This is a genomic window from Pseudomonas sp. FP597, assembly GCF_030687435.1.
In the GTDB taxonomy this organism is placed as follows: domain Bacteria; phylum Pseudomonadota; class Gammaproteobacteria; order Pseudomonadales; family Pseudomonadaceae; genus Aquipseudomonas; species Aquipseudomonas lactucae.
The window spans coordinates 4,805,859-4,832,046 of sequence record NZ_CP117432.1 but is presented as its reverse complement, the minus strand read 5'-3'; the positions used below and the strand labels follow the sequence as shown (position 1 = coordinate 4,832,046).

The 26,188-nt window shown below is 60.6% G+C and carries 24 protein-coding genes and 1 pseudogene; 14 read left to right on the top strand and 11 right to left on the bottom strand.

Features of this window, described 5'->3' with window-relative positions:
* Positions 1 to 56 precede the first annotated feature (56 nt).
* The 5 genes from PSH66_RS22000 to PSH66_RS21980 are packed head-to-tail and all read right to left on the bottom strand — an operon-like array spanning position 57 to position 5,545.
* Entirely contained in the window at positions 57 to 785 is a 729-nt protein-coding gene (locus PSH66_RS22000; protein ID WP_305427654.1) for an alanyl-tRNA editing protein, read from the bottom strand.
* A 2-nt stretch (positions 786 to 787) separates the two neighbouring features.
* Positions 788 to 1,780, bottom strand: a complete 993-nt coding sequence (locus tag PSH66_RS21995; protein WP_078734246.1) for a serine O-acetyltransferase — start codon at positions 1,778 to 1,780, stop codon at positions 788 to 790.
* Between the two features lie 37 nt (positions 1,781 to 1,817).
* A complete protein-coding gene (locus tag PSH66_RS21990; RefSeq protein ID WP_003175529.1) occupies positions 1,818 to 2,732 on the bottom strand; it encodes a PLP-dependent cysteine synthase family protein in 915 nt (304 codons plus the stop codon).
* A gap of 15 nt (positions 2,733 to 2,747) precedes the next feature.
* The gene (gene moeB / locus PSH66_RS21985; RefSeq protein ID WP_141063521.1) at positions 2,748 to 4,628 is read right to left on the bottom strand and encodes a molybdopterin-synthase adenylyltransferase MoeB; all 1,881 of its coding nucleotides are present in this window, start codon (positions 4,626 to 4,628) and stop codon (positions 2,748 to 2,750) included.
* A gap of 23 nt (positions 4,629 to 4,651) precedes the next feature.
* The gene (locus PSH66_RS21980) at positions 4,652 to 5,545 is read right to left on the bottom strand and encodes a DMT family transporter (RefSeq protein ID WP_176156662.1); all 894 of its coding nucleotides are present in this window, start codon (positions 5,543 to 5,545) and stop codon (positions 4,652 to 4,654) included.
* A 160-nt stretch (positions 5,546 to 5,705) separates the two neighbouring features.
* Between PSH66_RS21980 and PSH66_RS21975 the strand changes: the two genes are divergently transcribed.
* Entirely contained in the window at positions 5,706 to 7,130 is a 1,425-nt protein-coding gene (locus tag PSH66_RS21975; RefSeq protein WP_305427653.1) for a PLP-dependent aminotransferase family protein, read from the top strand.
* A 66-nt stretch (positions 7,131 to 7,196) separates the two neighbouring features.
* Here PSH66_RS21975 and PSH66_RS21970 read toward each other — a convergent pair whose 3' ends face one another.
* A complete protein-coding gene (locus PSH66_RS21970; protein WP_003175525.1) occupies positions 7,197 to 8,015 on the bottom strand; it encodes a pyruvate, water dikinase regulatory protein in 819 nt (272 codons plus the stop codon).
* 178 nt (positions 8,016 to 8,193) lie between these two features.
* On the opposite strand from PSH66_RS21970, the gene ppsA reads away from it, so the two are divergent.
* The 8 genes from ppsA (at position 8,194) to PSH66_RS21930 (ending at position 16,291) form a co-directional block, all read left to right on the top strand.
* Entirely contained in the window at positions 8,194 to 10,569 is a 2,376-nt protein-coding gene (gene ppsA, locus PSH66_RS21965) for a phosphoenolpyruvate synthase (protein WP_305427652.1), read from the top strand.
* A 107-nt stretch (positions 10,570 to 10,676) separates the two neighbouring features.
* Positions 10,677 to 11,666, top strand: coding sequence for an alpha/beta fold hydrolase (locus PSH66_RS21960; RefSeq protein WP_141063523.1), 990 nt, complete (start codon positions 10,677 to 10,679; stop codon positions 11,664 to 11,666).
* Between the two features lie 187 nt (positions 11,667 to 11,853).
* On the top strand, positions 11,854 to 12,345 hold the full coding sequence (gene rraA, locus PSH66_RS21955; RefSeq protein ID WP_003175522.1) for a ribonuclease E activity regulator RraA: 492 nt from the start codon (positions 11,854 to 11,856) through the stop codon (positions 12,343 to 12,345).
* 25 nt (positions 12,346 to 12,370) lie between these two features.
* Positions 12,371 to 13,366, top strand: coding sequence for a zinc transporter ZntB (locus PSH66_RS21950; protein ID WP_003175521.1), 996 nt, complete (start codon positions 12,371 to 12,373; stop codon positions 13,364 to 13,366).
* A gap of 86 nt (positions 13,367 to 13,452) precedes the next feature.
* Complete coding sequence (locus tag PSH66_RS21945; RefSeq protein ID WP_003175520.1) at positions 13,453 to 13,698, top strand: hypothetical protein; 246 nt, start codon at positions 13,453 to 13,455, stop codon at positions 13,696 to 13,698.
* Positions 13,699 to 13,700: 2 nt separating this feature from the next.
* Positions 13,701 to 14,525, top strand: coding sequence for a mechanosensitive ion channel domain-containing protein (locus PSH66_RS21940; RefSeq protein WP_003175519.1), 825 nt, complete (start codon positions 13,701 to 13,703; stop codon positions 14,523 to 14,525).
* An 87-nt stretch (positions 14,526 to 14,612) separates the two neighbouring features.
* Positions 14,613 to 15,203: an RNA polymerase sigma factor SigX gene (sigX, locus tag PSH66_RS21935; protein ID WP_003175518.1), complete on the top strand. Its 591-nt coding sequence runs from the start codon at positions 14,613 to 14,615 to the stop codon at positions 15,201 to 15,203.
* A gap of 107 nt (positions 15,204 to 15,310) precedes the next feature.
* The gene (locus tag PSH66_RS21930; RefSeq protein ID WP_003175517.1) at positions 15,311 to 16,291 is read left to right on the top strand and encodes an OmpA family protein; all 981 of its coding nucleotides are present in this window, start codon (positions 15,311 to 15,313) and stop codon (positions 16,289 to 16,291) included.
* Between the two features lie 60 nt (positions 16,292 to 16,351).
* On the opposite strand, the gene cobA is transcribed toward PSH66_RS21930, so the two are convergent.
* The 5 genes from cobA to PSH66_RS21905 all read right to left on the bottom strand — a co-directional run bounded on the left by cobA (position 16,352) and on the right by PSH66_RS21905 (position 22,026).
* A complete protein-coding gene (gene cobA, locus PSH66_RS21925; RefSeq protein ID WP_003175515.1) occupies positions 16,352 to 17,092 on the bottom strand; it encodes a uroporphyrinogen-III C-methyltransferase in 741 nt (246 codons plus the stop codon).
* A 26-nt stretch (positions 17,093 to 17,118) separates the two neighbouring features.
* Positions 17,119 to 18,789, bottom strand: a complete 1,671-nt coding sequence (locus PSH66_RS21920; RefSeq protein ID WP_003175513.1) for a bifunctional protein-serine/threonine kinase/phosphatase — start codon at positions 18,787 to 18,789, stop codon at positions 17,119 to 17,121.
* Positions 18,789 to 20,000 (bottom strand): NarK/NasA family nitrate transporter, encoded by a 1,212-nt coding sequence (locus PSH66_RS21915; protein ID WP_003175512.1) that lies wholly within the window; start codon positions 19,998 to 20,000, stop codon positions 18,789 to 18,791. Before PSH66_RS21915 ends, PSH66_RS21920 begins: the two co-directional genes overlap by 1 nt.
* Before the next feature lie 210 nt (positions 20,001 to 20,210).
* On the bottom strand, positions 20,211 to 20,786 hold the full coding sequence (locus PSH66_RS21910) for an ANTAR domain-containing response regulator (RefSeq protein WP_003175511.1): 576 nt from the start codon (positions 20,784 to 20,786) through the stop codon (positions 20,211 to 20,213).
* Between the two features lie 13 nt (positions 20,787 to 20,799).
* Positions 20,800 to 22,026 (bottom strand): CmpA/NrtA family ABC transporter substrate-binding protein, encoded by a 1,227-nt coding sequence (locus PSH66_RS21905; RefSeq protein ID WP_003175510.1) that lies wholly within the window; start codon positions 22,024 to 22,026, stop codon positions 20,800 to 20,802.
* A gap of 272 nt (positions 22,027 to 22,298) precedes the next feature.
* Here PSH66_RS21905 and sctC point away from each other — a divergent pair.
* From sctC to PSH66_RS21880, 5 genes and pseudogenes are all read left to right on the top strand, one after another.
* Positions 22,299 to 23,735 (top strand): annotated as a pseudogene (gene sctC, locus PSH66_RS21900) (type III secretion system outer membrane ring subunit SctC); the annotation flags it as partial.
* An 18-nt stretch (positions 23,736 to 23,753) separates the two neighbouring features.
* Positions 23,754 to 23,972 carry a FliM/FliN family flagellar motor switch protein gene (locus PSH66_RS21895; protein WP_042945925.1) on the top strand — a complete coding sequence of 73 codons (219 nt, stop codon included), beginning with the start codon at positions 23,754 to 23,756 and terminating at the stop codon, positions 23,970 to 23,972.
* Positions 23,973 to 24,125: 153 nt separating this feature from the next.
* Positions 24,126 to 24,521: a winged helix-turn-helix domain-containing protein gene (locus tag PSH66_RS21890; protein WP_305427651.1), complete on the top strand. Its 396-nt coding sequence runs from the start codon at positions 24,126 to 24,128 to the stop codon at positions 24,519 to 24,521.
* Positions 24,514 to 24,975 carry a transglycosylase SLT domain-containing protein gene (locus PSH66_RS21885; RefSeq protein ID WP_003175506.1) on the top strand — a complete coding sequence of 154 codons (462 nt, stop codon included), beginning with the start codon at positions 24,514 to 24,516 and terminating at the stop codon, positions 24,973 to 24,975. The genes PSH66_RS21890 and PSH66_RS21885 overlap by 8 nt, the downstream gene beginning before the upstream one ends.
* 86 nt (positions 24,976 to 25,061) lie before the next feature.
* Positions 25,062 to 26,090 (top strand): quinone-dependent dihydroorotate dehydrogenase, encoded by a 1,029-nt coding sequence (locus tag PSH66_RS21880; RefSeq protein WP_003175505.1) that lies wholly within the window; start codon positions 25,062 to 25,064, stop codon positions 26,088 to 26,090.
* Positions 26,091 to 26,188 lie beyond the last annotated feature (98 nt).

The window sequence follows — 26,188 nt, the reverse complement described above, 5'->3', positions numbered from 1 at the left end:
AACCTGTGCAGGACTAAAGTGTGGGAGGGAGCCCCCTCCCACATTTATGATCACATTTACTCAAATCGCAGTATCACCCTGCGGTTGTGCTTGCTCTTCTTCTCGATCTTTTCGCAGAACACCCGGCCGATTTCCTCGGTGTTGATCACATGCGTGCCACCGCACGGCTGGATATCAATGCCGGCAATTTCAATCACCCGTACCGAACCCTGGATCACCGGCGGCGCCACCGCCTGAGTGCGGGTGATCTGCAGCAGGGTGGAATACTCCGTGGCGGCCATCGACAGGGTTTTTACCGGGTGAGCCTGTTCGATCAGCGCGTTGAGGTCGCGGGTGATGCTGTCTTTGTCGAGGGTCATTTCCGGCAGGTCGAAATCCAGGCGTCCCTTGTCGGCGCTGATGCTGCAACCGGTGACCGGTGCATCGATGATCGAGCACAACAGGTGCAGGCATGTGTGCATTTTCATGTGCTGGTAGCGCCGTTCCCAATCCAGGCCGGCGTCCACCTGCACACCGGCAATCAGCTGCTCGGGACACTGTTCCACCTGGTGCCAGATGATCGAACGCAACACCGGGTCGCGCACCGTTCCGGTCACGTCGAGCCGCGTACCGTCAGGCAGGGTCAAGTGGCCGGTGTCGCCCGGCTGTCCGCCGCCCGTGGGATAGAACAGCGTGTGTTCCAGGGCAATACCCTGTTCGCTGACGGCAATCACCCGTGCGCTGAAGGCGTTTTGATAGGGCGCGCTGTCGAACAGCGCCAGGGTTTCCATGGTATGCACGGACATGTTCAACCTCCGACGATCAGTGGGCTGGCTTGTAACAGGTGACGCACCATTGCACTCAAACCAGGGGGAGAGAGCAGGGTGATTTCAAATTCGGGGCCGCAGACTTTAAGGTTCAGCGGCAGGCGTGGCAGGTGTTCGCCAGACGCCACGCGGTGCAGGCGAAATTGCAGGTGGTGGCGTTCCTTGACCGTGGGTTCGAGCATTAACCCCGGCAAGGGATGGAAGTCGGCGTCCAGCACGGTGACCTTGTGGCTGGCATTGATCTCGCCGACCACATGCAGGCGCTCATCAAGGGCAAAGGCGCCGAGGTACTTGCTGTGGTCCGATTCATCATTTTTTTGCAGTTGGATCTGGTTGACCACCTTGACCTTGGTGCCGGCCGGCACATCCTGGGTGATCACGCAGGACGGGCTGATGAACACGTTGTCGCCGATCTGCACATAACCCAGCACCCGGGCGCCGGAACCGACTTCGACATTGTTGCCCAGGCGCGGGTGACGTTTGCCGTCGGGGTTGTTGGCGATACCGCGGGCACCCAGGGTCACGCCGCAGAGGATGTAGCAGTCATTGCCGATCTCGCAGGTTTCGCCGATCACCGTGCCGTAGCCGTGGTCCAGCACAAAGCGCCGGCCGATGCGCGCTGCCGGGTGAATCTCGGCCCCCGACAGAACCTTGCCCTGGTTGCTCAGCTTGAGGGCGATGCGCGAGAACACGCCGTTGGTCTGGTCGGGGAAATTCCACACCAGATGCGCGAGCCGGTAATACAGCACGGCCTTGAACGAGGCGTAGGACTCCAGGATCAGCTCACCCCGCCCACGGGACGCCGGGTCGCGATAGGCATAGGCGATCAGGTCCTCGGCCACCGCCTGGGCTGCGTTCTGGACCAGCGGCGCCAGGTGCGGTTCCAGCTGTTTCATCTGCACGGGTGTAAGGGTCTTGATGAGGTGGGTGAGCAACTCATCGTGCAGTTGTTGCATGTCGATAAAGCCGCCCATGAAGGCACCCCCGCAATCTGGATGGTAGGAAACCCGGTTATTCGAAGTGGGGCAGGTAGCTGTCGGCATTGTCGTAGACCATGGTCAACACCACTGTTTCGGGTGCAAGTTCCGGGGCGAGCCTGGCGATGGCCACCATGTTGGCGGCGGAGGACAGGCCCAGGCTGATGGCGTCGGTGCGCATGATGCGTTTGATCATGTCGAGGCAGTCCTGGTGCGAGACCTTGAGCATGCCGTCGATCACATCGAGGTTGAGGATGCTCGGGATCAGGCCGATCGACAGGCCCTGGATATGGTGCGGCGCGTGCTGGTTTTTCAGCAGGTCGCACTCCTCGGGTTCCACGCCCATTATCCGAAGTCCGGGCCAGGCGGCTTTGAGGGTTTCGCCGATACCGGTGATATGGCCGCCGGTGCCGATGCCGCTGACGAAGTAGTCCACGCGACGGTCGCCGAAGGCGCGCAGGATCTCCGGTGCGGTGGTGTCGCGGTGGGTCTGCGGGTTGGCGCCGTTGCGTTGTTGGTTGAGCATCACGTAGCTGGGGTTTTCCAACTGCAGCTCCATGCATTTTTCGCCGTGGGAATTGTTGCCCAGGCGGCTGTCCGACAGCACCACCTTGGCGCCGTACAGGCGCAGTAGCTTCTGCTTTTCGGGGCTGTAGTTGTCGGGAATCACCAGCACCACCTTGTAGCCGAGCACGTTGCCGGCCATGACCAGGCCAATGCCGGTGTTGCCGCCGCTGGGTTCGATGATGGTTTGCCCTGCATCGCGGATCAGCACGCCCCGGCGTTCGGCGTCGAGGATCATGCCCAGGGCAATGCGCGCCTTGTGGCTGCCGCCGGGGTTGAGGGATTCGAGCTTGGCATAGACCTCGATGCCGAGGTCTTCGGAAAACTGCGCCAGACGTACGATCGGCGTGTGGCCGATGACGTCGAGGATTGAGTGATGCAACATCGGTCAGTCCTCCGCTCAGTACAACGGCATGTCGGGTTCGACGTCGCGAACCCAGTGTTTCATGCCGCCTTGCAGGACCTTGGTGTTGGCAAAACCGGCGGCCAGCAGTGTGCTGGCGGCTTGCTCGGCGCGGGTGCCGGCGTAGCAGATCAGGTAGTGGGTGTTGTCGCGGCTGAGGCGGTCGAGTTGGCCGTCCAGCTCGGCCAGGGGGATATGCACCACGCCCGGCAACTTGCACACCTCCAGTTCGCTGGCGTCACGTACGTCCAGCAGCACGTCGGCGCTGCGTGGGTGTTCGAGCAGTTGCTTGAGTACCCGTGGCTTGATGTAGCGCTCTTCGGCCAGTGACGGTGCGCTGGGTACGGCGTCGGCGCATACGGCCGGGGCCATGTTTTCGCTATGACGCAGTGCCGAGCAGCAAGGGCAGTCGGCGCGACGTTTGAAGCGGATCTCGCTGAATTTCATCGCCAGCGCGTCAAAGCGCATCAGGCGCCCGGACAGAGGTTCGCCTATGCCGATCAGCAATTTGATTGCTTCTGTGGCCTGGATCATCCCGACCACGCCGGGCAGCACGCCGATCACGCCGCCGGCGCTGCAATTGGGTGCCAGTTCCGCCGGCGGGGCCTGGGGGAACAGGCAGCGATAGCACGGCCCGCCTTTGTAGTTGAGCACGCTGATCTGCCCGTCGAAACGGTAGATGGCGCCGTACACCAATGGCTTGCCCAATTGCACGCAAGCGTCGTTGACCAGGTAGCGCGTGTCGAAATTATCGGTGCCGTCGATCACCAGGTCGTAGGCGCCCACCAGTTCCAGGGCGTTGTCGGCATTCAGGGCGGTGTTATGCGCGTTGATCCGGATATGCCGGTTGAGGTCCTGCAAACGCTGTTTGGCGGACTCGACCTTGGGCATGCCCAGGGTGCTGTTGCCGTGGACGATCTGGCGTTGCAGGTTGCTGCTCTCCACCACGTCGAAATCCACCAGGCCCAGGGTGCCGATGCCGGCTGCCGCCAGGTACAAGCTGATGGGCGAGCCCAGGCCGCCGGTGCCGATGATCAGCACCTTGGCTTTTTTGAGGTTCAACTGGCCTTCGCGACCGACGCCCGGCAGGGTGATGTGGCGTACATAGCGCTGTACCTCTTCATTGCTCAGGGCTGCTTCATTGCTCGGGGCGTCGACGTCGATGCCGCCGGACGTCGCGAGCAACACTTCGATCCTGGCTTTTTCCGGCAGTGGTTCATCGGCTTCAATCAGCGCTTCCTCGGCGGTGAACAGGAAGTGCTCCTTGAGCTGGTTGTTCTTGTCGTGAAACAGGTGCTGGCGCAACTGCGGGTGGTGGGTGCAGAGGTTTTCAATGACTTCGCGCAATGTCGATCCGGAACCCTCAAGGGTCGATTCCGGCAGCTTGGCCACGCGAACCAGAATGTCGGGGAAAGAGACAGCGTTCATGGACAACTCCGTGTTCAGGTCGTTGAAAGGTTTAAGGGCGAACTGCTTGCCATCCCAGGCAAACAGCTTGGAACCCAGGGCCTGGCCCCGGCGAACGTCGACTACCAGGTAGCTCACGGGGTAGATCGGTTCGCCCATGAACAGGGCCTTGTCCTGGTCTTCATCGCTGAAATAGGCGCCGACGTCCGGGTGGGAGTGGTAGATCACCACCACCGGGTTGTCGCTGCGAAACGCCTTGTTCATCAACAGCGTGTCGGCCACCGAAAAGGTGTAGCCGTTGGCCGCGCTGCGCGGGTACATCTCGGGGTTCTTGCGGTGCAGCTCATTCTGGATATTGCTGCCCAGGTACACGCTGCCGTCGGCGAAGACGAAGCCACAGCATTCCTCGGGGTAGCTGCGGCTGGCGTGGGCGTAGATCTGTTCCAGGGCGGTGGGGCGGAGGACTTCCATGTTTCTCTCGCGTTGATGAAGGGTCAATTTTTCTTGGCCAGGAGTTTTTCAACGGGCAACTTGGTGATCGCAAAGCCGGCCAGCAGGATGGCCGAGTACAGCATCAGGTCGCGGGAAATCGCCACGCCTTCGTACCAGGCGCCGATGATCACCGCGAACACCGGGAAGATGATGAACACGAACGACAGGATGATCGGGCTCAAGCGCTTGAGCAGCATGAAGTACACGATAAACCCGCCCACCGAGGCCACCAGCCCCAGGTAGAACAGTGCGCTCCAGGAGCGCAGGGTGATGTTTTCGAAGGTGGGCGTCTCAAACCACAGGCCGGCCACGAACAGCATCAACCCGGCAATGCCGATGGGCAGGGTGTTGTAGGTGATGACGCTGATCGCACTGCCTTTTTGCTTGGTAATGACGTAGCACAAGGCGTGCATGATCGCGGCGCTCAGAATCGCCAGTACCCCCAGGAACTCGGCGTGGTCCAGGTGCAGGCCCTGGCTCCTGATGATCATGTAGAGGCTGCCGAAGCCGATGCCGATGCCGACCACCTGGGAAAAGTAGATACGCTCGCGCAGGAACAGCGCGGAAAAGATCAGGATGAAGACGGGCATGCAGCTGAACAGCAGGGCGGTGAGGCCGGACGATACGTGCATTTCGCCGTAGTTGAGCAGGTAGTAGGGAACGCTGAAGTAGGACAGGGTCACGAATACGAAGAACCAGCGGCTTTCCCGGGGAAACAGGATCGGCTCGCGGCGCACCATGGCAAAACACAGGAACAGCGGGAAGGCGATGAGGAAGCGCAGGCCGGCGGATGTCAGGGGCGGCACGCTTTCCACGGCAATCTTGATGCCCAGCCAGGTGGTGCCCCAACTCAGGCAAACGACCAGGAACATCACACTGGTTACCAGCCCGGCCAACCACTGTTTTTGCGTTTTGGTTTTGGCGGTGTTTTCGAGAACGGCGGACATTGGCATCGTTTATTGCTTCCCTGAGCCGGAATTGAACTCTATATTGAGCTTGTAATGAGTTGTAAAAATCGGCGATTGAACCCGTAAAAGCACACTATTAGGGCTAAAGATGGCTGTCAAAACAAATATTGACATGGTGTCAATTATGCGTGAGGGCTTGTCCAGCGGGCAGGGCGTGAAATACAAACGCCTGTCCGATGTCATGGAACGGGGCATCCTCGAAGGCTTGATTGAACCGGGAAGAAAGTTGCCGCCCCATCGAGTGCTTTCCGATAACCTGGGCGTGACCATCGGCACCATCAGCCGGGCCTACGGCGAGCTGGAGCGCCTTGGGTTGGTGGTGGCGCGAGTAGGTGACGGTACTTTCGTACGCAAGCGTGGGATGGAGCGCCAGCGTGATGAAGGTTTTCGCAACGTCAGCGAAGAGCCACGCCAGTACTTCGACATGAGTCGCAACATGCATATTCCGGGTCAGGAAACGGCCTTCCTGGCGCAGAGCCTGCAAAACCTGTCGATCAACGCCAAGTTTCTCCAGGACATCAGCGCCTACACCCCCGATGCCGGCCTGCCACGCTATCGCGAGGCGGGAGCACAGTGGCTGGTGCAGCGTGATTTCCATCCGATTCCCGAGCAGGTCATCTGCGTCAACGGCGGCCAGCACGGCCTGCTCTGCACGATGATGGCGCTGCTGCGGGCCGGTGATACGGTGGTCACCGAGCAACTCACTTACCCAGGCTTGATCACGGCGGCGCGGATGCTCGGCATACGCCTGATCGGCCTGGAGATGGATGAAGAAGGCCTGCTGCCAGGCGCGTTGGAGGAAGTCTGTCGCAACCACCGGATTTCGGCGTTGTACTGCACACCGACGATCCAGAACCCCACCACCGCAGTGCTTTCGGTGGCGCGCCGCGAAGCGTTGGCCAAGGTCTGCCGCGAACACAATCTGCTGATTCTTGAGGATGAAGCCCACGGTGTGCTGGTGGAAGACCGTCCGCCACCCCTCAGCTATTTCGCGCCTGAACGTACGATTTTGATCAGCAGCCTGAGCAAGGCGGTGTCCGCCGGGTTGCGCGTGGGTTACGTGCATGCGCCACCGGCGCTGGTCAGCCGTATTTCGGCAGCCCTGCGCTCAACCTGTTGGATGGCCACGCCGGTGACCCTGGAGCTGGCCACGCAGTGGATCGAGAACGGCACGGCGCAGTACCTGCTGCGCCAGCAGATCAACGAGATCAGCCGGCGCAAAGCGTTGGTGCGTGACCTGCTGGGCGGGCTGGCATACCGCACCCACCTCAATAGTCCGCACTTCTGGATTGAAGTACCGGAGCCCTGGCGCGCCTCGGAAATCGAGGCGGAGCTCAAGCAGCACAATTACCTGATCGCCACCGCCGAGGCGTTTGCTGTCGGGCAGACGGCAGTGCCGCAATTTATTCGGGCGAGTATTTGCAATACATCGGGCGATGATCAGTTGTTGCGGGCCGGGTTCGATGCGCTGGCGACGGCGCTGGGGCAGGGAGGCGGACGGTTCCATCTGTAGGTCTGAATGTACACAGACCCACATGTGGGAGGGGCAAGTCAATCGTCGCACCGCCCCTCCCACAGGTTATTTGAACCGCCGCTCGACACCCTTCTCCACCAGAATCTTCGCCGAAATTTCTTCCACCGAAAAATGCGTGGAATTGATGTGCGCAATATTCTCGCGCCGGAACAGATTTTCTACTTCGCGCACTTCGAACTCGCACTGGGCGTAGCTGGAATAGCGGCTATTGGGCTTGCGCTCGTTACGAATGGCCGTGAGGCGGTCCGGGTCGATAGTCAGGCCGAACAGCTTGTGCGAATGCGCACGCAGGGCGGCCGGTAGGGTCAGGTGCTCCATGTCGTCTTCGGTCAGCGGGTAGTTGGCCGCGCGAATGCCGAATTGCATGGCCATGTACAGACAAGTGGGCGTTTTGCCGCAGCGCGACACGCCGACCAGGATCAGGTCGGCCTTGTCGTAGTAGTGGGTGCGGGCGCCATCGTCGTTATCGAGGGCGAAGTTCACCGCCTCGATACGCTCCATATAATTGGAGTTGTGCCCAATGGAATGGGACTTTCCGACGGAGTAGGAGGAATGTTCGCTCAACTCCTGCTCAAGCGGCGCCAGGAAGGTGGAGAAGATGTCGATCATGAAACCATTCGACGTTGCGAGAATCTCACGGATGTCCTGGTTGACGATGGTGTCGAAAATGATCGGGCGAAAGCCGTCTTTTTCAGCCGCCAGATTGATTTGTTGTACCATGGCCCGCGCTTTATCCACGCTGTCGATGTAAGGCCGTGTGAATTTGGCGAAGGTAACGTTTTCGAACTGCGCCAGCAGGCTTTGGCCCAATGTTTCGGCTGTGATGCCGGTGCCGTCGGAAATAAAGAAAGCAGATCGTTTCATTTGAGCCCTGGGCCTTAAGCTGATGACGAATCTTGGATATGATAGGCGCGATTTTGCCGTCCCATGGTGGGCCGAATTCTCACTTATTTTCCAGGTCCAGGCCACAAACGGCGGTATTCGCTCCTACTGAGCAGCCGGCGTCCTGAGCTTTTCCAACACAGTTAGTGGAGAGATCACCTTGGTAGAGTACGTAGTTTCCCTCGATAAGCTCGGCGTCCATGATGTAGAGCATGTGGGGGGCAAGAACGCATCCCTCGGCGAGATGATCAGTAATCTTGCAGGCGCAGGTGTGTCGGTGCCCGGTGGTTTCGCCACCACGGCCCAGGCCTACCGTGATTTCCTCGAGCTGAGCGGCCTCAACGCTCAGATCCACGCCGCGCTGGATGCCCTGGACGTCGATGACGTCAACGCCCTGGCCCGGACCGGTGCCCAGATCCGTCAATGGATCATGGAAGCCGAGTTCCCCGAGAAGCTCAACGAAGAAATCCGTACCGCCTTCGCCGTACTGTCGGCCGGTAACCCGGACATGGCCGTTGCCGTGCGCTCCTCGGCCACCGCCGAAGACTTGCCGGACGCGTCCTTCGCCGGCCAGCAAGAGACCTTCCTGAACATCCGCGGCGTGGAAAACGTGATCCGTGCGGCCAAGGAAGTGTTTGCCTCCCTCTTTAACGACCGCGCCATTTCCTACCGCGTGCACCAGGGTTTCGACCACAAGCTGGTCGCCCTGTCTGCCGGCGTGCAGCGTATGGTGCGTTCGGAAACCGGCACCGCCGGCGTAATGTTCACCCTCGATACCGAATCGGGCTTCCGTGACGTGGTGTTTATCACCGGTGCCTACGGCCTGGGCGAAACCGTCGTACAAGGCGCGGTCAACCCGGACGAATTCTACGTTCACAAGCACACCCTTGAGGCCGGCCGCCCGGCCATCCTGCGCCGCAACCTGGGCAGCAAGGCCATCAAGATGATCTACGGCGACGAGGCCAAGGCCGGTCGTTCGGTAAAAACCGTTGAAGTCGACAAGGCCGAGCGCGCGCGTTTCTGCCTGACCGACGCTGAGGTCAGCGAACTGGCCAAGCAAGCGATGATCATCGAAGAGCACTACAAGTGCCCGATGGACATCGAGTGGGCCAAGGACGGTGACGACGGCAAGCTGTACATCGTGCAGGCCCGTCCGGAAACCGTGAAGAGCCGCACTTCGGCCAACGTCATGGAACGCTACCTGTTGAAAGAAACCGGCACCGTGCTGGTGGAAGGCCGTGCCATCGGCCAGCGCATCGGCGCCGGCAAGGTGCGGATCATCAAGGACGTGTCCGAGATGGACAAGGTCCAGCCCGGCGACGTACTGGTTTCCGACATGACCGACCCGGACTGGGAACCGGTCATGAAGCGCGCCAGCGCCATCGTTACCAACCGTGGCGGGCGTACCTGCCATGCGGCGATCATTGCTCGTGAACTCGGGATCCCGGCGGTAGTGGGCTGCGGCAACGCCACCCAACTGCTCAAGGATGGCCAGGGCGTAACCGTTTCCTGCGCCGAAGGCGACACCGGCTTCATCTTCGAAGGTGAGCTGGGCTTCGACATCAAGCAGAACTCCATCGACGCGATGCCGGACCTGCCGTTCAAGATCATGATGAACGTCGGCAACCCCGACCGTGCCTTCGATTTCGCGCAGTTGCCGAACGCCGGTGTGGGCCTGGCCCGCCTGGAGTTCATCATCAACCGCATGATCGGGGTGCACCCCAAGGCCCTGTTGAACTACGACGGCCTGCCGCTGGATATCAAGGACAGCGTCGACAAGCGCATCGCCGGCTACAACGACCCGGTGGGCTTCTACGTCGAGAAGCTGGTGGAAGGCATCAGCACCCTGGCTGCTGCGTTCTATCCGAAAAAGGTCATCGTGCGTCTGTCGGACTTCAAGTCCAACGAATACGCCAACCTGATCGGCGGCAAGCTCTACGAGCCGGAAGAAGAAAACCCGATGCTGGGCTTCCGTGGCGCCTCGCGTTACATCAGCGAAGCGTTCCGTGACTGTTTCGAGCTCGAATGCCGTGCCCTCAAGCGCGTGCGCAACGAGATGGGCCTGACCAACGTCGAGATCATGGTGCCGTTCGTGCGCACTCTGGGCGAAGCGAGCCAGGTGGTGGACCTGTTGGCTGAAAACGGCCTGTCCCGTGGTGAAAACGGCCTGCGCGTGATCATGATGTGCGAACTGCCATCCAACGCCATCCTGGCCGAAGAGTTCCTGGAGTTCTTCGACGGCTTCTCCATCGGCTCCAACGACCTGACCCAGCTGACCCTGGGCCTGGACCGCGACTCGGGGATCATCGCCCACCTGTTCGACGAGCGAAATCCTGCGGTCAAGAAGCTGCTGGCCAACGCCATCCAGGCCTGTAACAAGGCCGGCAAGTACATCGGCATCTGCGGCCAGGGCCCATCCGACCACCCTGACCTGGCCAAATGGCTGATGGAACAGGGCATCGAAAGCGTCTCGTTGAACCCCGATTCCGTGCTGGAAACCTGGTTCTTCCTGGCTGAAGGCCAAGCGTCCGCCTAAGGCCGCTACGTCAAAAAGTGCCGGTCACTCGTCGAGGGTGACCGGCATTCTTATCTGTACAGGGCGGGAATCCTTGTGGACGCCGCCCTTTTTTGTGCAAGAGCATTATGCAAAGCAGCAGCAACCTGTTTCCTGTCGCCCTGATCAGCGCTGAACGTCGTGGCGACCTGAGTGAAGATGTGTACCGCCTCAAGCCCGGCAACAGCCCCGACGGTACCGTCGAGCTGGCGGTGACGCGTTTGGGCCTGGCCGATGTTCCGGAAAACCGCGGCATTCCGGTTATTTTGTTGCATGGCAGTTTTTCCAATCGGCGCTTCTGGTATTCCCCCAAGGGCATCGGCCTGGGCGCCTATCTGGCACGCCAGGGCTTTGATGTGTGGATTCCGGAAATGCGCGGCCATGGCCTGTCCAAACGCAATCACGATTATGTGAGAAATCGGGTCGCCGACTATGCGCGCTACGACTTGCCGGCCATCGGTGCGTTTGTGCGCGAGCAAAGCACGCAGATCCCGCACTGGATCGGTCATTCCCTCGGCGGGATAACCCTGGCTGCCGCCTTGGGCGGGCAATACCTGGGGCCGCCGGCGGTGGCGTCGGTGGCGTTGTTTGGCAGCCAGGTGAGTCGCACGTATTGGCCGTTGAAAATCCCGCCAGTGGAGTGGGGCAGCCGCTTGGTGCTCAAACGCCTTGCCCAGTTGTCCGGGCCGCGATTCAAGCGCGGCCCCGAGGATGAGCCGGCCGGAGTGCTGATTGAGGCGATGCGCTGGAATGGCCTGTTCGGGCGGTTCGGCGAGCGCGAGCGTGATTGGTGGAAGGGCTTGGCGGACGTCGATGTGCCGCTGCTGGCTGTCAGCGCCGCGGGTGACCAGCAAGACCCGGACTGGGCCTGCCGCAAGTTGTTCGAACAAGTCGGCGCCGAGCATCGCCAGTACCTGTGCCTGGGCCGCCGGCAAGGTTTTACCGAAGATTTCGGACATGTACAGATGCTGGTCAGCAAGGCGGCCCAGGTGGAAGTGTGGCCGCTGGTGGTGCAATGGTTGAAAGACCCGCTTACACCGTTGCTTGGCGCACCGGCCGAGGCGCTGGCCACGGTATGACGCAGAGCGCTGCCAAGGGCGTTTCGCTCCTGCGAGGTTGCGGCTAAGATATGACGCGTTAAACGCTTCTGGTCATATTCAGTCGCTTCGTCGCTATTGCGTTGCGACGAAGCGAGTGGGATGTTGCGCACCGGCCTCGCTGGCGCTTCTTTCGAAAGACACTTCTTTGGCAGAAAGGAATTTTTCAATGAACCATTACGTGACCCCAGACCTGTGCGACGCCTACCCGGAGCTGGTGCAGGTGGTCGAGCCGATGTTCAGCAATTTCGGCGGCCGAGATTCCTTTGGTGGCGAAATCGTCACCATCAAGTGCTTCGAAGATAACTCGCTGGTCAAGGAACAAGCTGACCAGCCGGGAGCTGGCAAGGTGCTGGTGGTCGACGGCGGTGGTTCGCTGCGCCGCGCGTTGCTGGGCGACATCATTGCCGAAAAAGCCGCGAAAAACGGTTGGGAAGGGCTGGTGATCTACGGTTGCATCCGTGATGTCGATGTCATTGCCCAAACCGACCTGGGCGTTCAGGCCCTGGCCAGCCATCCGATGAAGACCGACAAGCGCGGCATCGGCGACCTGAACGTGGTGGTCACGTTTGCCGGTGTGACGTTCCGCCCGGGTGAGTACATCTACGCCGACAACAACGGTGTGATCGTCTCGCCCAGCCCGCTGCAAATGCCTGAATAAACCGCAATAGCCGATAGGGGGGAGGATGTTCGAGGAAGAAAACGCGCAATGGGGGCTGGTGCATGCCCTGGTGCTGGACGGTAAAGGCGGTGCGCGTTCGATTGCCCGGACTGAGCTCGACGAGTTGCAGCTGCAACCCCAGGAAAGCCTGTGGCTGCACTGGGATCGCAGCCATCCGCAAACCCAGACGTGGCTGCGCAAGTCCAGTGGGCTGAGCGAGTTCGCCTGTGACCTGCTTCTGGAGGAGAACACCCGTCCACGTCTGTTGCCGTTGCCGGATGCCGAACTGCTGCTGTTCCTGCGCGGGGTCAATCTCAACCCAGGAGCCGAGCCGGAAGACATGGTCTCGGTGCGTATTTTTGCCGCCGCCAGCCGGGTGATTTCCCTGCGCTTGCGTCCTTTGCGGGCCACTGACGAGCTGTTGGTGCAACTGTCGGAAGGCAAAGGGCCGAAAACGGCGTCGGAACTCATCCTTTATATGGCGCAGTACCTGACCAATAAAGTGCAGGATCTGGTCACCGACCTGTCCGAAATCGTCGATACCGAGGAAGAAAAGCTCGATACCGACGAACGGTATACCCCCGAGCACGGCAGCATTTTGCAAATTCGTCGACGAGCCGCTGGGCTCAAGCGATTCCTGGCGCCGCAGCGGGATATTTTTGCCCAACTGACGCGGATCAAATTGCCCTGGTTCTGTGACGACGATGCCGATTACTGGAACGAATTGAACAACAGCCTGACCCGTTACCTGGAAGAGCTCGAATTGACCCGGGAGCGCGTGGGGCTTGTACTTGAGGCCGAAGACCGCCGCCTGAGCGTACGCATGAACCGCACCATGTACCGCTTCGGGATCATCACCGGGATCTTCCTGCCGATGAGCTTTTTGACCGGCTTGCTGGGCATCAATGTGGGGGGCATACCCTTCTCGGCGAGCCCTTACGGATTCATGATCGCGTGCCTGTTGATGGTGTCGGTGGCACTCGGACAATGGTGGCTATTTCGACGATTGCGCTGGGTTTGAGCTGAATATGACCTGAACGTAGGAAGGGTCCCATGTGACCCAACGAATTTTACCCTCGTCTTTTAAAACACTTGCGAGAGGTCTTTATGCACGATCCGTTCGAACAGTCTTTGCGTGACATGCTCAATGCCTCGCCGTCCAACCGCGACGACGACGCCTGCCTGGGCCGCGTGTTGAAAACCGCCAACCGTCAGGTTGGGGCGGGTGATCTGTTCAGTCTGCTCGGTCGTTGGTTGCCGGCGTTGATGATGGCCCTGAACAATGGTTCGGCGCACGTCTCACCGGTTTCCCGTCGTAAACCTCTTGCTCGCACTGCTGATAAGGCTGATTGAATATGGAACTTGATCTCTGGACCCAGAGCCTGGTCACCGCGATGACCGCGTTGTGGACCAAGGTGGCGAACTTCATTCCCAACCTGTTTGGTGCCCTGGTCCTGGTGTTGCTGGGCTTTGTCGTGGCCAAGCTGCTCGACACCTTGCTGTCCAAGCTGCTCGCAAAACTGGGCCTTGACCGCCTGATGGCGGGTACCGGCCTGACCAAATTGCTGGGACGTGCAGGGCTGCAGGTGCCGATCTCCACGTTGATCGGCAAGATCGTCTATTGGTTTGTCCTGCTGATTTTTCTGGTTTCTGCGGCTCAGTCCCTTGGACTTGAGCGAGTTTCAGCTACGCTCGACATGCTGGCGCTGTATTTGCCTAAGGTTTTCGGCGGCGCGCTGGTATTGCTGGTGGGCGTTCTGCTGGCGCAACTGGCCAATGGGCTGGTGCGTGGCGCCGCGGAAGGCGTGGGGCTGGACTACGCGGCCGGCCTTGGGCGAATTGCCCAAGGCCTGGTGATCATCATCAGTATTTCGGTCGCGATCAGCCAGTTGGAGGTCAAGACTGACCTGCTCAACCACGTGATCGTGATTGTTTTGATTACCGTTGGTCTGGCCGTTGCGCTGGCCATGGGCTTGGGAAGCCGGGAAATTGCCGGCCAGATTCTTGCGGGAATCTATGTGCGTGAGTTGTATCAGGTGGGCCAACAGGTACGTGTGGGCGAGGTCGAAGGGCAAATCGAGGAGATCGGCACAGTCAAGACGACCGTGCTGACCGATGACGGCGACCTGGTGTCGTTGTCCAATCGGATTCTCCTGGAACAGCAGGTCAGTAGCCGCTAACCCGGCAAACCCTGCTAATGTACGCCGCCGCGAACCCGGCTGACCGGGCTGTGGCGGACATTGACCTGACTGTCGGCACGACTTGTTTTGAATAAAGCCCAAACGCTGTCCACGCGCTATGACCCCCGTGAGCTCTCTGATGAGGAGTTGGTCGCGCGCGCGCACACGGAGCTGTTTCACGTCACACGCGCGTACGAAGAATTGATGCGCAGATATCAACGCACTTTGTTCAACGTTTGTTCAAGGTATTTAGGGAACGATAGAGATGCGGATGATGTCTGTCAGGAAGTGATGCTCAAGGTGCTGTACGGCCTCAAGAACTTCGAGGGCAAATCGAAGTTCAAGACCTGGCTCTACAGCATCACGTACAACGAGTGCATCACGCAGTATCGTAAGGAACGGCGAAAGCGTCGCTTGATGGACGCTCTGAGTCTCGACCCCCTTGAGGAGGCGTCCGAAGAAAAGGCGCCGGCACCCGAGGAAAAGGGCGGACTTGATCGCTGGCTGGTGTATGTGAACCCGATTGACCGGGAAATTCTGGTGCTACGTTTTGTCGCAGAGCTGGAATTTCAGGAAATCGCCGACATCATGCACATGGGTTTGAGTGCTACAAAAATGCGTTACAAACGTGCTCTAGATAAATTACGTGAGAAATTTGCGGGCGAGACTGAAACTTAGTGCTTGGCAAATATCTCTTACGTGTAGGCAAGTTCTGTTAGACTTGTCGCCGAGTTGTCCCCCGGTTTGTGGGACTGCTTTACAATCACCAGATGGGGATTTAACGGATGAAACTGAAAAACACCTTGGGCTTGGCCATTGGTTCTCTTATTGCCGCTACTTCTTTCGGCGTTCTGGCACAAGGCCAAGGCGCAGTTGAAGGCGAGCTGTTCTACAAGAAGCAGTACAACGATAGCGTCAAGCACATCGAAGACGGCTTCAATCCTGGCGCTCGCATCGGTTACTTCCTGACCGACGACCTGTCCTTGAACCTGTCCTACGACAAGACCAACCACACCCGTTCGAACGACGGTACTGGCAACCAGAAGATCAAAGGTGATACCGGCAGCCTCGTTGCCCAATACCACTTCGGTCAAGCTGGCGTAGACAGCCTGCGTCCATACGTAGAAGGCGGTTTCGGCCACCAGAGCCGTACCAACGTTCAAGCTGACGGCCACAGCGGTCGCGACCAGACTACCTTCGCTACCGTTGGTACTGGCGTGAAGTACTACTTCACCAACAACCTGTACGCTCGTGCCGGTGTTGAAGCTGACTACGGTCTGGACAACGGCAAGTGGGACTACTCCGCACTGGTCGGCCTGGGCGTGAACTTCGGCGGTAACGCTGGCGCAGCAGCTCCAGCTCCTACCCCAGCACCAGCTCCAGAGCCAACTCCAGAGCCAGAAGCTCCAGTTGCTCAGGTTGTTCGTGTTGAGCTGGACGTGAAGTTCGACTTCGACAAGGCCGTTGTTAAGCCTAACAGCTACGGCGACGTGAAAAACCTGGCCGACTTCATGGCTCAGTACCCAGCTACCAACGTAGAAGTTGCTGGTCACACTGACTCCGTAGGTCCAGACGCTTACAACCAGAAGCTGTCCCAGCGTCGTGCTGACGCTGTTAAGCAAGTCCTGGTTAAAGACGGCGTGGCTCCTAGCCGTGTAACTGCTGTAGGTTACGGCGAATCCCGCCCAGTTGCTGACAACGCAACTGAAGCTGGTCGTGCTGTTAACCGTCGCGTAGAAGCGTCGGTTGAAGCTCAAGCTCAGTAATTACTGAGTGGTAGAAAAAAGCCCGGCTTAGGCCGGGCTTTTTTTCGCCTGAAATTTGCCTCAGGCACTGGCTGCTGCGAGGTATGCGGCCTGTTCGCTGCCGGCGACACGGCCGATCACCAGGATCGCCGGGCTCTTCAAGGCAAATGCCTGCGCGTCCTCATGCATGCGGGACAGCTCGCTGCGACACTCACGCTGCTGAGGCAGCGATGCGTTTTCGATCATCGCCACCGGCATATCCGCCGCCATCCCGCCGTCGAGCAATTGCCGACGAATCTCTTCCAGCTTCGCCACACCCATGTACACCACCAGCGTCGTCCCGCCTTCGGCCAGCGCGCGCCAATTGAGGCTGCTGTCGTCTTGCGTGTGCGCCGTGACCAGGGTCACACCTCGGCTCACACCCCGCAAGGTCAAAGGAATCGCGCAATGGGTGGCACCCGCCAAGCCGGCGGTAATTCCGTTGACCAACTCTACCTCGACGCCGCGTTCGCGCAGCCACACAGCCTCTTCGCCACCGCGTCCGAAAATGCATGGATCACCGCCCTTGAGCCGCACCACACACTTGCCCTGGCGCGCGTAACGCAGCATCAGGCGGTGGATAAAGTCCTGCGGGGTCGAGCGGCAGCCACCGCGTTTACCCACGGTGATCACTCGCGCCTCGGCGCAGTGCTCCAGTACCGCCGGGTTGACCAGGTCATCGATCAACACCACATCGGCTTCGTGCATGGCGCGTACCGCCTTGAGGGTCAACAACTCCGGGTCGCCGGGGCCTGCGCCCACCAGCCAGACTTTTGCATTCATGGGGGTTCCCTCGTGTAGAGATGACATCAGCCGTGAAAAAGTGAATACAGCAGCACCAGGTTGATCAGCAGAGACAGCAGTGCCAGGGTTCGCCAGACCTTCAAGGGTTCACGCTCCAGCAACGGCCTGGGACGAATGCTCAGCTCTTGGCGGTCTGCGTGTTCCAGGACCAGCAACCATTCTTCTGCGGTTTCGTAGCGTTGTGCCGGTTGTGCGGCCACCGCCCGTTCCAGGCTCAGTGGCAGCCAATCCGGCAGGTCGGGGCGATAACGACTCGCGTTGACCGGTTGGGCGAATTTGGGGCGTTGGAAGGCTTCGATTTCGCCGTAGGGGTAGTGCCCGGTGAGCAGGTAATACAGCGTGACGCCCACGCTGTATAAATCCTGCCGGGCCGTAGGCCGCTCGCCATTGAAAGCCTCGGGCGCGATAAAGCTTGGGGTGCCGGGCAGCATATGGGCGCGGTCTTCTGAAAGGCCTGGGCAATAGGCCAGGCCAAAATCCAGCACACGCAGTTCACCGTCGTCCCCCAGCAGCAGGTTTTCCGGCTTGATATCGCGGTGCAGGATCTGCCGCCGGTGCAGCATGCCCACGGCCCGCAGCAAACGCTCGGCCACGGCCTGCCATTGCGCCAGGGGCAATGGGCCCTGGCGCTGGAACAGTTCGGCCAGGGTTTGCCCGGAATATTCGCGCATGACGTAGTACAAATGCTGGCGTGCACTGGCCGCATGCACTTCAGGAAACGCTCGCCCGGCCACCCGCCGTAAAAACCATTCCTCCGACAGCAGTGCCTGGCCGGCGTCGTTGTCGTCGTCACGGGTCAGAGGCAGTGTTTTCAGGAGCCAGGATTGTTGTTGGGCATCGCGCACCCGGTACAGCAACGACTGTCGGCTGTGGGCCAGCACCGCATCTACCTGCCAACCTTCAAAGTGTTGGCCGGGTTTCAACGGCGGTGGCAGAGGCCATTGTTGTAATTGCACCAGGGCATCGCCCAGGGTGGCTTCGCCGAGGGTATCGATACGTACCAGCAAGGCGCTGGCATTGTCTTGGCTGCCGGCCAGGTGCGCAGCGTTGACCAGGGTGTTGACTGCCTGGTCCAGGTCAGCTTGTTCGCGCAGGATCGCACGGATGCTGTGATCGCCCAGGGTGGCCCACACGCCATCGCTGAGCAGCAGGAAACACTCGCCTTCGCGCAACTGGCCATCGAGAAAATCCACCACCAGGTGCTGATCCAGGCCAAGGGCGCGCTTGAGCACATGCTGCATGCCCGGCTGCTCCCATACGTGATCTTCGCTGATGCGCTGCAACTCGCCGTCCAGCCAGCGATAGGCCCGGCAGTCACCCACATGCGCCAGGGTAAAGCGCTGGCCGCGAAACACCAGGGCACTGAGGGTGGTCAGCAAGGGCTGCCCACCGCCATTGGCCTGCAGCCAGCGATTCTGTGCAAGCAGCAAGCGCTCCAGCGCCTGGGCCACGCCCCAGGTTTGCGGCGTGGCGTAGTAATCCAGGGCCAGGGCCTGCAAGGTTGAGCGTGCGGCCAGGCCGCCGTCGGCGCACTGGCTGACACCGTCGGCCATGGCACACAGGTAACCTTTGCTCGCGGCCAGTTCCGCCACGGGTGTCACCACCCGCAGCGCATCCTGGTTTTCGGCCCGTGGGCCGATGGCGCTGGCCTGGGCAACGCTCAGTTGCAGGCTCATCAGACGCGCGCGGCGGTCACGGCGGCCGAACCCCAGGTGGTTCTCCAGCGACGCTTGACGCCATGCAGGCCAAACCAGGCCAGCACGCCCAGGCTGGCGAACAGCCACAGGGCCAATTGATAGCTGCCGGTGCTCTGCTTGATCGCACCCATGCCCGCCGCGAGGGCGAAACCACCGATGCCGCCGGCCATGCCGATCAGGCCGGTCATTACGCCGATCTCACGACGAAAGCGCTGCGGCACCAGTTGGAATACCGCGCCATTGCCCGCGCCCAGGCCGAGCATGGTGCAGACGAACAGTGCCAGCGCCGCGTAGGAGCTGGGCAGGTTGAAACCCACCGCCGCGATGCAGATCGCCGCCACGCTGTACATGCCCAGCAGCGTACGAATCCCGCCGAAGCGATCGGCCAGGGCGCCGCCCAGGGGACGCATCAGGCTGCCACCGAACACGCAGGCAGCGGTGTAGTAGCCGGCGGTCACCGGGCTCAGACCGTACTGGTCGTTGAAGTAGCCGGGCAGGGCACTGGCCAGGCCGATAAAGCCGCCGAAGGTCACGCTGTAGAAGAACATGAACCACCAGCTATCGCGGTCGCCCAGGGCCTTGAAGTAGTCAGCCATGGATTTGGCTTTCGGGCGCTCAGGGGCATTTTGCGCGAGCCAGGCAAAGACGATCAGGGTCAGGATCAGCGGAATCAGCGCGAAACCGAACACGTTGCTCCAGCCAAATGCCGCCGCCAGTACCGGCGCCAGCAGGGCGGCGAATACAGTGCCCGAGTTACCGGCACCGGCGATGCCCATGGCCTTGCCTTGATGCTCGGCCGGGTACCACTGCGATGCCAGCGGCAGGGCCACGGCGAACGAGGCCCCGGCCATGCCGAGGAACAGCCCCAGCAGCAAGGCTTGCTCGTAGCTGTGGATCCCCAGTTTCCAGGCGCCGAACAAGGCAACGATCACAATCACCTGGCCGATCATCCCGGCGGTCTTGGGCGACAGCCTGTCCGCCAGCATGCCCATCAGGAAGCGCAGCACCGCGCCGGCCAGGATCGGCGTAGCCACCATCAGGCCGCGTTGCTGGGTGGTCAACTGCAAGTCCGCGGCGATCTGCACCGCCAGGGGGCCCAACAAATACCAGACCATGAAGCTCAGGTCGAAATACAGGAACGCGGCAAACAGGGTCGGGGTGTGCCCGGATTTCCAGAAGCTTGATTTCATCACGCACCTCAACGGTTGGGAGTCTTGTAAGAAGGCCTGTGATGGAGTCGCCGACGAAGGCCACCCCACCGGCCCCGTGCTGCCGGGGCCAAAACGAAAAAACGCCGCCACCGGGTTCGCGAGGGCAAACCGGATGTGCGACGTCTTTGTCGTGGAGGGGCAACCGCCGTTGGTTACCTGTAATGTTTGTTTAGCAAGAGATGAGCCAAATCAGCCGAGCAACTCACTCATGGCGATAATCTGCTCCGCCACCTGGATCAGTTTCTGCTGGCGGCTCATGGCCTGGCGGCGCATCAGGGTGTATGCCTGCTCCTCATTGCAGTCCTTCATTTTCATCAGCATGCCCTTGGCCAGCTCGATGCGCTTGCGCTCGGCCAGTTGCTGGTCACGGGCCTGCAGCTGGGCGCGCAAGGCCTGGTCGCTTTCGAAGCGGGCCATGGCCACGTCAAGGATCGGTTGCAGGCGCTGGGCCTGGATGCCTTCGACGATGTAGGCGCTGACGCCGGACTTGATCGCCTGGCGCATCACGTTCGGGTCGTGTTCGTCGGTAAACATCACAATCGGTCGCGGCTGGTCGCGGCTGACCAGCACCACTTGCTCCATCACATCACGGCCTGGTGACTCGGTATCGATCAGGATCACATCCGGGCGCACCGTTTCGACGCGCGCCGGCAAATCGATAATCAGGCCGGACTCATCGATCACCTCAAAACCGGCCTCGATCAGTGCGGTTCTGAGGCGCCCGACTTTGCGTGGGGTGTCATTGATCAACAGGATTCGCAGCATGGACGTGCTCCTGTCAGCGCGAGGCTTGGCGGTTGGCGGGTTCGGCCAGCGCGTGCAGGCGAAAGCTGCGGGCGTAGGCGGCCGGGTCGGAGCCGTCCCAGACTTTGCCGTCGATCAATTGGCTGCTGCGCATGTCCTGGTCCGCAGCGGTGATGCCCAGCGCCTCGGCGGCCTGGCGATACAGCGCCAGTTGCTGCACCTGGCGGGCAACGCCGAGGTAGTCGGGGTCGTCGCGCAGCAGGCCCCAGCGACGAAACTGGGTCATGAACCACATGCCGTCGCAGAGGTACGGCAGGTTTACCTCGCCACCGGCAAAAAAGCGCAGGGCGTGGGGGTCCTGCCATTGGTTGCCCAGGCCGTCGTCATAGGCGCCCAGCAGGCGCGGTTCGATGCAGTTGAGCGGGGTGTCGAGGTAATCGCGGCCGCTGAGCAACTGCGCGGTGGAGCGACGGTTTTCGCGGCTCTCTTCAATAAAACGGCTGGCTTCGAGGATGGCCATCACCAGCACGCGGGCGGTATTGGGGTATTGATCGACGAAAGCCTGGGTGCAGCCGAGGACCTTTTCCGGATGATTGGGCCAGATCGCTTGGCTGGTGGCCAGGGTAAAGCCCTGTTTTTGCACGACGGCGCTGGCGCTCCAGGGTTCGCCGACGCAGAAACCATCAATACGTCCGGCTTGCAGGTGCGCGACCATTTGCGGCGGCGGGACCACGACGCTGTCCACGTCCTGCAACGGATGAATACCCTGGCTCGCCAGCCAGTAATACAGCCACATGGCGTGGGTGCCTGTGGGAAAGGTCTGAGCGAAGGTCAGTTTTGTTCGGCTTTGGTGCACATGGCGGTCCAGTGCCTCAGGAGTGACCACTCCTTGCTGCTGCAATTCGTGGGACAGGTTGATGCTTTGACCGTTCTGGTTCAGGCCCATCAACACGGCCATGTCGGTGGGCACGACGCCGCCGATGCCCAGGTGTACGGCGTAGATCAGCCCGTACAGGCTGTGGGCCGCGTCCAGTTCGCCGCTGACCAGCTTGTCCCGCAGGTTGGCCCATGAGGACTGGCGCTTGAGGTTCAGGGTCAGGCCATAGGGTTGAGCGAAGCCCTGGGTGGCCGCGACCACCAGGGACGCACAATCGCTCAAGGCCATGAAGCCCAGGTCGAGGCTGCTCTTTTCCGGGGCATCACTGCCGTTGACCCATGCCAGCGGATCGTTCATCGGGCTGTTGCCAACCGAATCGTTCATCAACACCTACCTTTTCTTTCAAAAAAAAGCGTCGCTCCCTCGGATGGCGCTGCAAGCCATTGCGGGTAACGACGCCTTTGTCCGTAAGCCCGTTCCGCCGTTGGCGCGTGCTTTGATACAGAGTGCAAAGCAAGGCACATGCCACGGATCGATAGGTCAGCCGGCCGTCAACTTTCCATCAAGATTGAAACCGGGCGGCCTCGCAGTATGGCCGCTTCCCACTCCCGGTCCGCTTCAGGAAACCCAAGGTGTACGCTGACTTCACTGCATTGATGCTTCGCCTCGGGCTTTGCCGCTGGCTGCTGTTTGTCGCGCTGATGTTGGGAAACAGGCTGGTCGGTGGCGCGACCTATGAGGCACGGGACGAGAGTCTGCACAGTGTCTTCAGCGCCTTGTCGGTGCCCTTGGGCGTGCCGGTGGTCGTAAGCCGGGAGGTTGCGCGCAAGCGCTTCACCGGGATGCTGGAACTCGACGCGCCGCAGCAGGCCCTGGAGTCGCTGGCGCTGCAATATGGCTTGATCTGGTACGGCGACGGGCAAGCGCTTTACCTCTATGACGCCAGCGAGGCGAAAAGCTCGGCGGTGGCGTTGCGGCATCTTTCCATAGACCGTTTTCGCAACCTCATGCGGCGTTCGGGGCTCGATGAGACGCGCTATCCCCTGCGCGGGAGCGAGGGGCGGACATTCTATGTGTCCGGTCCGCCCAACTATGTCGACCAGGTGTTGCGCCTGGCTCAATTGATGGACCGCCAACGCGCCGACCTACGCATAGGCAGCCAGGCCTTTGGTGTGGTTCAAGTGCTCAACACCCATGTGGACGACCGCGAGTACGTCTTGGGCGACCAAAAGGTCAGGGTGCCGGGCATGGCATCGACGATTGAAGCCCTGCTGGTCAGTGAGCACAAGGGCCCATTGGCAGACTCAAGCCTAGGGGTGATTGCCTATACCGACACCAATAGCCTGCTGATCAAGGGCAAACCTGCGCAGGTGAAGTTTATCGAGCAACTGGTGGCGCAGTTGGATACGCCCAAACGGGCCATCGAGGTCTCGTTGTGGCTGGTGGATGTGAGCCGTGACGACATGAAGAAGCTGGACCTGGCCCGGAAGAAAAAAACCAGTGCTTCGAACGCACACATTCTGGAGCCGCTGGAGGACAAGCAATTGATGGAGCAGATCACCGCCCTGGAGCGCCGGCGCCGAGCCAGGGTGGTCACATTGCCGGTGATTCTCACCCAGGAGAATGTACCGGCCGTGTTCGAGGACAACCACACCTTCTACCTGCCGGCCTCGGATAACGACCCCGCCGACTGGAAACCTGTGCCTTATGGCGCGCAGGTGAGTGTGCTGCCGCGCATTGCCGAGGCGAATCAGATCGAAATGCTGATCAAGGTCGAGGATGGCCGCCAGGTCCGTGAAGTCGGACGACGCGGTAAACCCACCGCCGTCGGGCGCGTGAGTGTGAGCACCGTGGTGCGGGTACCTCAAGGCCGACGCCTGTGGCTCGGAGCGTTCAGGCGGGATGTGCGTGAGCAGGGGGAGGGTACGGCACGCAACGGCCTTGCCGAGGTTCGTCTGTTCGTGCTTCAGGCCCGGGTCGTCAGCAGCGAATGACAGGAGATGCCTGCAGGCTCGGCGCCAAGGCCGTTGACCGTGGCGCGCTACGACCGCGTGCAACCTGCGTGTGTGCGACCGGCTCGTGATCTCTCTCCATCAATAAGGCCTTCATCCATGCACCTGGAAATTCTTCTGCAGGAACAACTGGTAAGCCGCAAGCGCTTGGCCGCCTTTGCGCCTGGGAAAGTATTGCCGTTGGCTCCGACGGTCATCCACGGCGTCGAGGTACGGGTCAATGGCCAACTGTTTGCCCTGGGTGAACTGGTGCAGTTGGAAGATCGGCTGGGGGTTGAGTTGCACGAGGTTTATCAAGAGTGGGCGCCGGATGGATAAGGAAAGGTCCTACAGGGGCATTCCTGAAATCGCTGAATGTATGGCTTTTCTCTTAGCGTGGCTTGTGAGGCGGGTTCTTATAGTCATGACGTGGGCGCTAGCCAGTGCTGAAACTAAGGATTTCAATGTCAGTAGTCGGATGCCGAGGTCGTTATGACCGTCGTGAATGAAGGGGGGACGACTTCCCTGGTCTTCGCCCAGTGGACGCTGCACAGCGATGGGCGACTGACCGGCGAGAGTCTGGATGTTCAACTGCCGCCCAAAGAGGGTCAGGTGCTGCGGTTGCTGCTGACGTCCGGCGGTGTGCTGATGACCAAGGATCACTTGCTGGAGCAGGGGTGGCCCCAGGGCGAGGTTTCCGAGGAATCGCTGACACGCTGCATCTATTCGCTGCGCAAACACCTTGGCGTCGACAAACCGTTCATCAAGACGATCTATGGCCGAGGGTATCGCTTTATATGCCCGGTGCGGGTCGAGATGCGTGCGCCGGCCCCTGTCGAAGAAGCGGCAACGGTGTGCTCAGCCTGTGGGCACGTCTGCCATGGGTAGTTGCTGGCGCGCAGTGCTGTTGTTTGGGATTCTGATGAGCAGTCAGCAGGCATTGGCCTTTTGCTGGGAAGAAACTGCCCGTCGCTACAATATCGAACCGGAGTTGTTGCAGGCCATCGCTGCCGTGGAGTCGGGTTATCGTCCAGAAGCCATTAACCCCGCCAACCGTAATGGCACCCGGGATATCGGCCTGATGCAAATCAACAGCATCCACTTGCCCCGTCTGCTCCAGTCAGGCATTACCGAGCAGCGGCTATTGAATGAGCCCTGTCTGTCGGTGGAGGTGGGGGCGTCAATATTGGCCGAATTCATCCAGCGTTTTGGCTATAACTGGACGGCGGTGGGTGCCTATAACGCGGGCCCAGGCACTGGGCCGCAGCGTGAGGCACTGCGCAGGCGCTACGCAGAAAAAATCTGGGCGCATTACGAGGCCCTGGTGCAGCGGCGTTATTGACGATTGGACGGCACGCCTCGCGTGCATGGCGTGTCCCCGGCTATAATCGCCGCCACCTTTCGTCGCCATCCGAGTCTAGCCCGCCCATGTATACCCTGGCCCGCCAGCTGTTGTTCAAACTCTCCCCGGAAACCTCCCACGACCTGTCCCTGGACTTGATCGGTGCCGGTGGCCGCCTGGGGCTCAATGGTCTGGTATGCAAGGCGCCGGCAAAGATGCCGGTGTCGGTGATGGGCCTGGACTTCCCCAACCCGGTCGGGCTGGCGGCCGGTCTGGACAAGAACGGCGCGGCCATCGACGGTTTTGCGCAACTGGGGTTCGGCTTTGTCGAAATCGGCACTGTGACGCCGCGCCCGCAGCCGGGCAATCCCAAGCCACGCATCTTTCGCCTGCCGGAAGCCGAGGCGATCATCAACCGCATGGGCTTTAACAACCTGGGCGTCGATCACTTGCTGGCGCGGGTTCAGGCGGCGAAGTACAAGGGCATCCTGGGTATCAATATCGGCAAGAACTTCGACACGCCGGTGGAGCGTGCGGTGGATGACTACCTGATCTGCCTGGACAAGGTCTATGCCCACGCCAGCTATGTCACCGTCAACGTCAGCTCGCCTAATACCCCGGGCCTGCGCAGCCTGCAGTTCGGTGACTCGCTCAAGCAGTTGCTCGAAGCCTTGCGCCAGCGTCAGGAAGACCTCGCGGTGCGTCATGGCAAGCGCGTGCCGCTGGCCATCAAGATCGCCCCGGACATGAGTGACGAAGAAACCGTATTGGTCGCCCAAGCCCTGGTGGACTCTGGTATGGATGCGGTAATTGCCACCAATACCACCCTGAGCCGTGTCGGCGTCGAAGGCCTGGCCCATGGCGACGAAGCGGGCGGGCTGTCGGGTGCGCCGGTACGCGACCAGAGCACCCATATCGTCAAGGTGTTGGCTGCCGAGCTGGGCGGGCGCTTGCCGATCATCGCGGTCGGAGGCATCACCGAAGGCAAGCATGCGGCCGAGAAGATTGGCGCCGGTGCCAGCCTGGTGCAGTTGTACTCCGGGTTTATCTATAAAGGGCCTGCGCTGATTCGTCAGGCGGTGGATGCGATTGCCGCTTTGCCCAAACGCGCCTGATCGACGGCCATTAAAAAGGGCTCCATAAAGGAGCCCCCTGGGCCGAAGCCCGCCGCCCGGATAGGACGTGCGTGGTTAAGTCGTTACAGATTCAAAGG

What these genes read in the sequence shown, in the direction of transcription:
- PSH66_RS21950 (WP_003175521.1), top strand. Translation starts at nt 12,371, where the DNA reads ATGTTCGAGGAAGAAAACGCGCAATGGGGGCTGGTGCATGCCCTGGTG.
- PSH66_RS21930 (WP_003175517.1), top strand. Translation starts at nt 15,311, where the DNA reads ATGAAACTGAAAAACACCTTGGGCTTGGCCATTGGTTCTCTTATTGCC.
- PSH66_RS21915 (WP_003175512.1), bottom strand. Translation starts at nt 20,000, where the DNA reads ATGAAATCAAGCTTCTGGAAATCCGGGCACACCCCGACCCTGTTTGCC.
- cobA (WP_003175515.1), bottom strand. Translation starts at nt 17,092, where the DNA reads ATGAATGCAAAAGTCTGGCTGGTGGGCGCAGGCCCCGGCGACCCGGAG.
- PSH66_RS21910 (WP_003175511.1), bottom strand. Translation starts at nt 20,786, where the DNA reads ATGCTGCGAATCCTGTTGATCAATGACACCCCACGCAAAGTCGGGCGC.
- PSH66_RS21940 (WP_003175519.1), top strand. Translation starts at nt 13,701, where the DNA reads ATGGAACTTGATCTCTGGACCCAGAGCCTGGTCACCGCGATGACCGCG.
- PSH66_RS21885 (WP_003175506.1), top strand. Translation starts at nt 24,514, where the DNA reads ATGGGTAGTTGCTGGCGCGCAGTGCTGTTGTTTGGGATTCTGATGAGC.
- PSH66_RS21880 (WP_003175505.1), top strand. Translation starts at nt 25,062, where the DNA reads ATGTATACCCTGGCCCGCCAGCTGTTGTTCAAACTCTCCCCGGAAACC.
- PSH66_RS21960 (WP_141063523.1), top strand. Translation starts at nt 10,677, where the DNA reads ATGCAAAGCAGCAGCAACCTGTTTCCTGTCGCCCTGATCAGCGCTGAA.
- PSH66_RS21945 (WP_003175520.1), top strand. Translation starts at nt 13,453, where the DNA reads ATGCACGATCCGTTCGAACAGTCTTTGCGTGACATGCTCAATGCCTCG.
- PSH66_RS21890 (WP_305427651.1), top strand. Translation starts at nt 24,126, where the DNA reads ATGACCGTCGTGAATGAAGGGGGGACGACTTCCCTGGTCTTCGCCCAG.
- PSH66_RS21895 (WP_042945925.1), top strand. Translation starts at nt 23,754, where the DNA reads ATGCACCTGGAAATTCTTCTGCAGGAACAACTGGTAAGCCGCAAGCGC.
- PSH66_RS21905 (WP_003175510.1), bottom strand. Translation starts at nt 22,026, where the DNA reads ATGAACGATTCGGTTGGCAACAGCCCGATGAACGATCCGCTGGCATGG.
- PSH66_RS21970 (WP_003175525.1), bottom strand. Translation starts at nt 8,015, where the DNA reads ATGAAACGATCTGCTTTCTTTATTTCCGACGGCACCGGCATCACAGCC.
- PSH66_RS21990 (WP_003175529.1), bottom strand. Translation starts at nt 2,732, where the DNA reads ATGTTGCATCACTCAATCCTCGACGTCATCGGCCACACGCCGATCGTA.
- PSH66_RS22000 (WP_305427654.1), bottom strand. Translation starts at nt 785, where the DNA reads ATGTCCGTGCATACCATGGAAACCCTGGCGCTGTTCGACAGCGCGCCC.
- PSH66_RS21975 (WP_305427653.1), top strand. Translation starts at nt 5,706, where the DNA reads ATGGCTGTCAAAACAAATATTGACATGGTGTCAATTATGCGTGAGGGC.
- PSH66_RS21995 (WP_078734246.1), bottom strand. Translation starts at nt 1,780, where the DNA reads ATGGGCGGCTTTATCGACATGCAACAACTGCACGATGAGTTGCTCACC.
- moeB (WP_141063521.1), bottom strand. Translation starts at nt 4,628, where the DNA reads ATGGAAGTCCTCCGCCCCACCGCCCTGGAACAGATCTACGCCCACGCC.
- rraA (WP_003175522.1), top strand. Translation starts at nt 11,854, where the DNA reads ATGAACCATTACGTGACCCCAGACCTGTGCGACGCCTACCCGGAGCTG.
- PSH66_RS21920 (WP_003175513.1), bottom strand. Translation starts at nt 18,789, where the DNA reads ATGAGCCTGCAACTGAGCGTTGCCCAGGCCAGCGCCATCGGCCCACGG.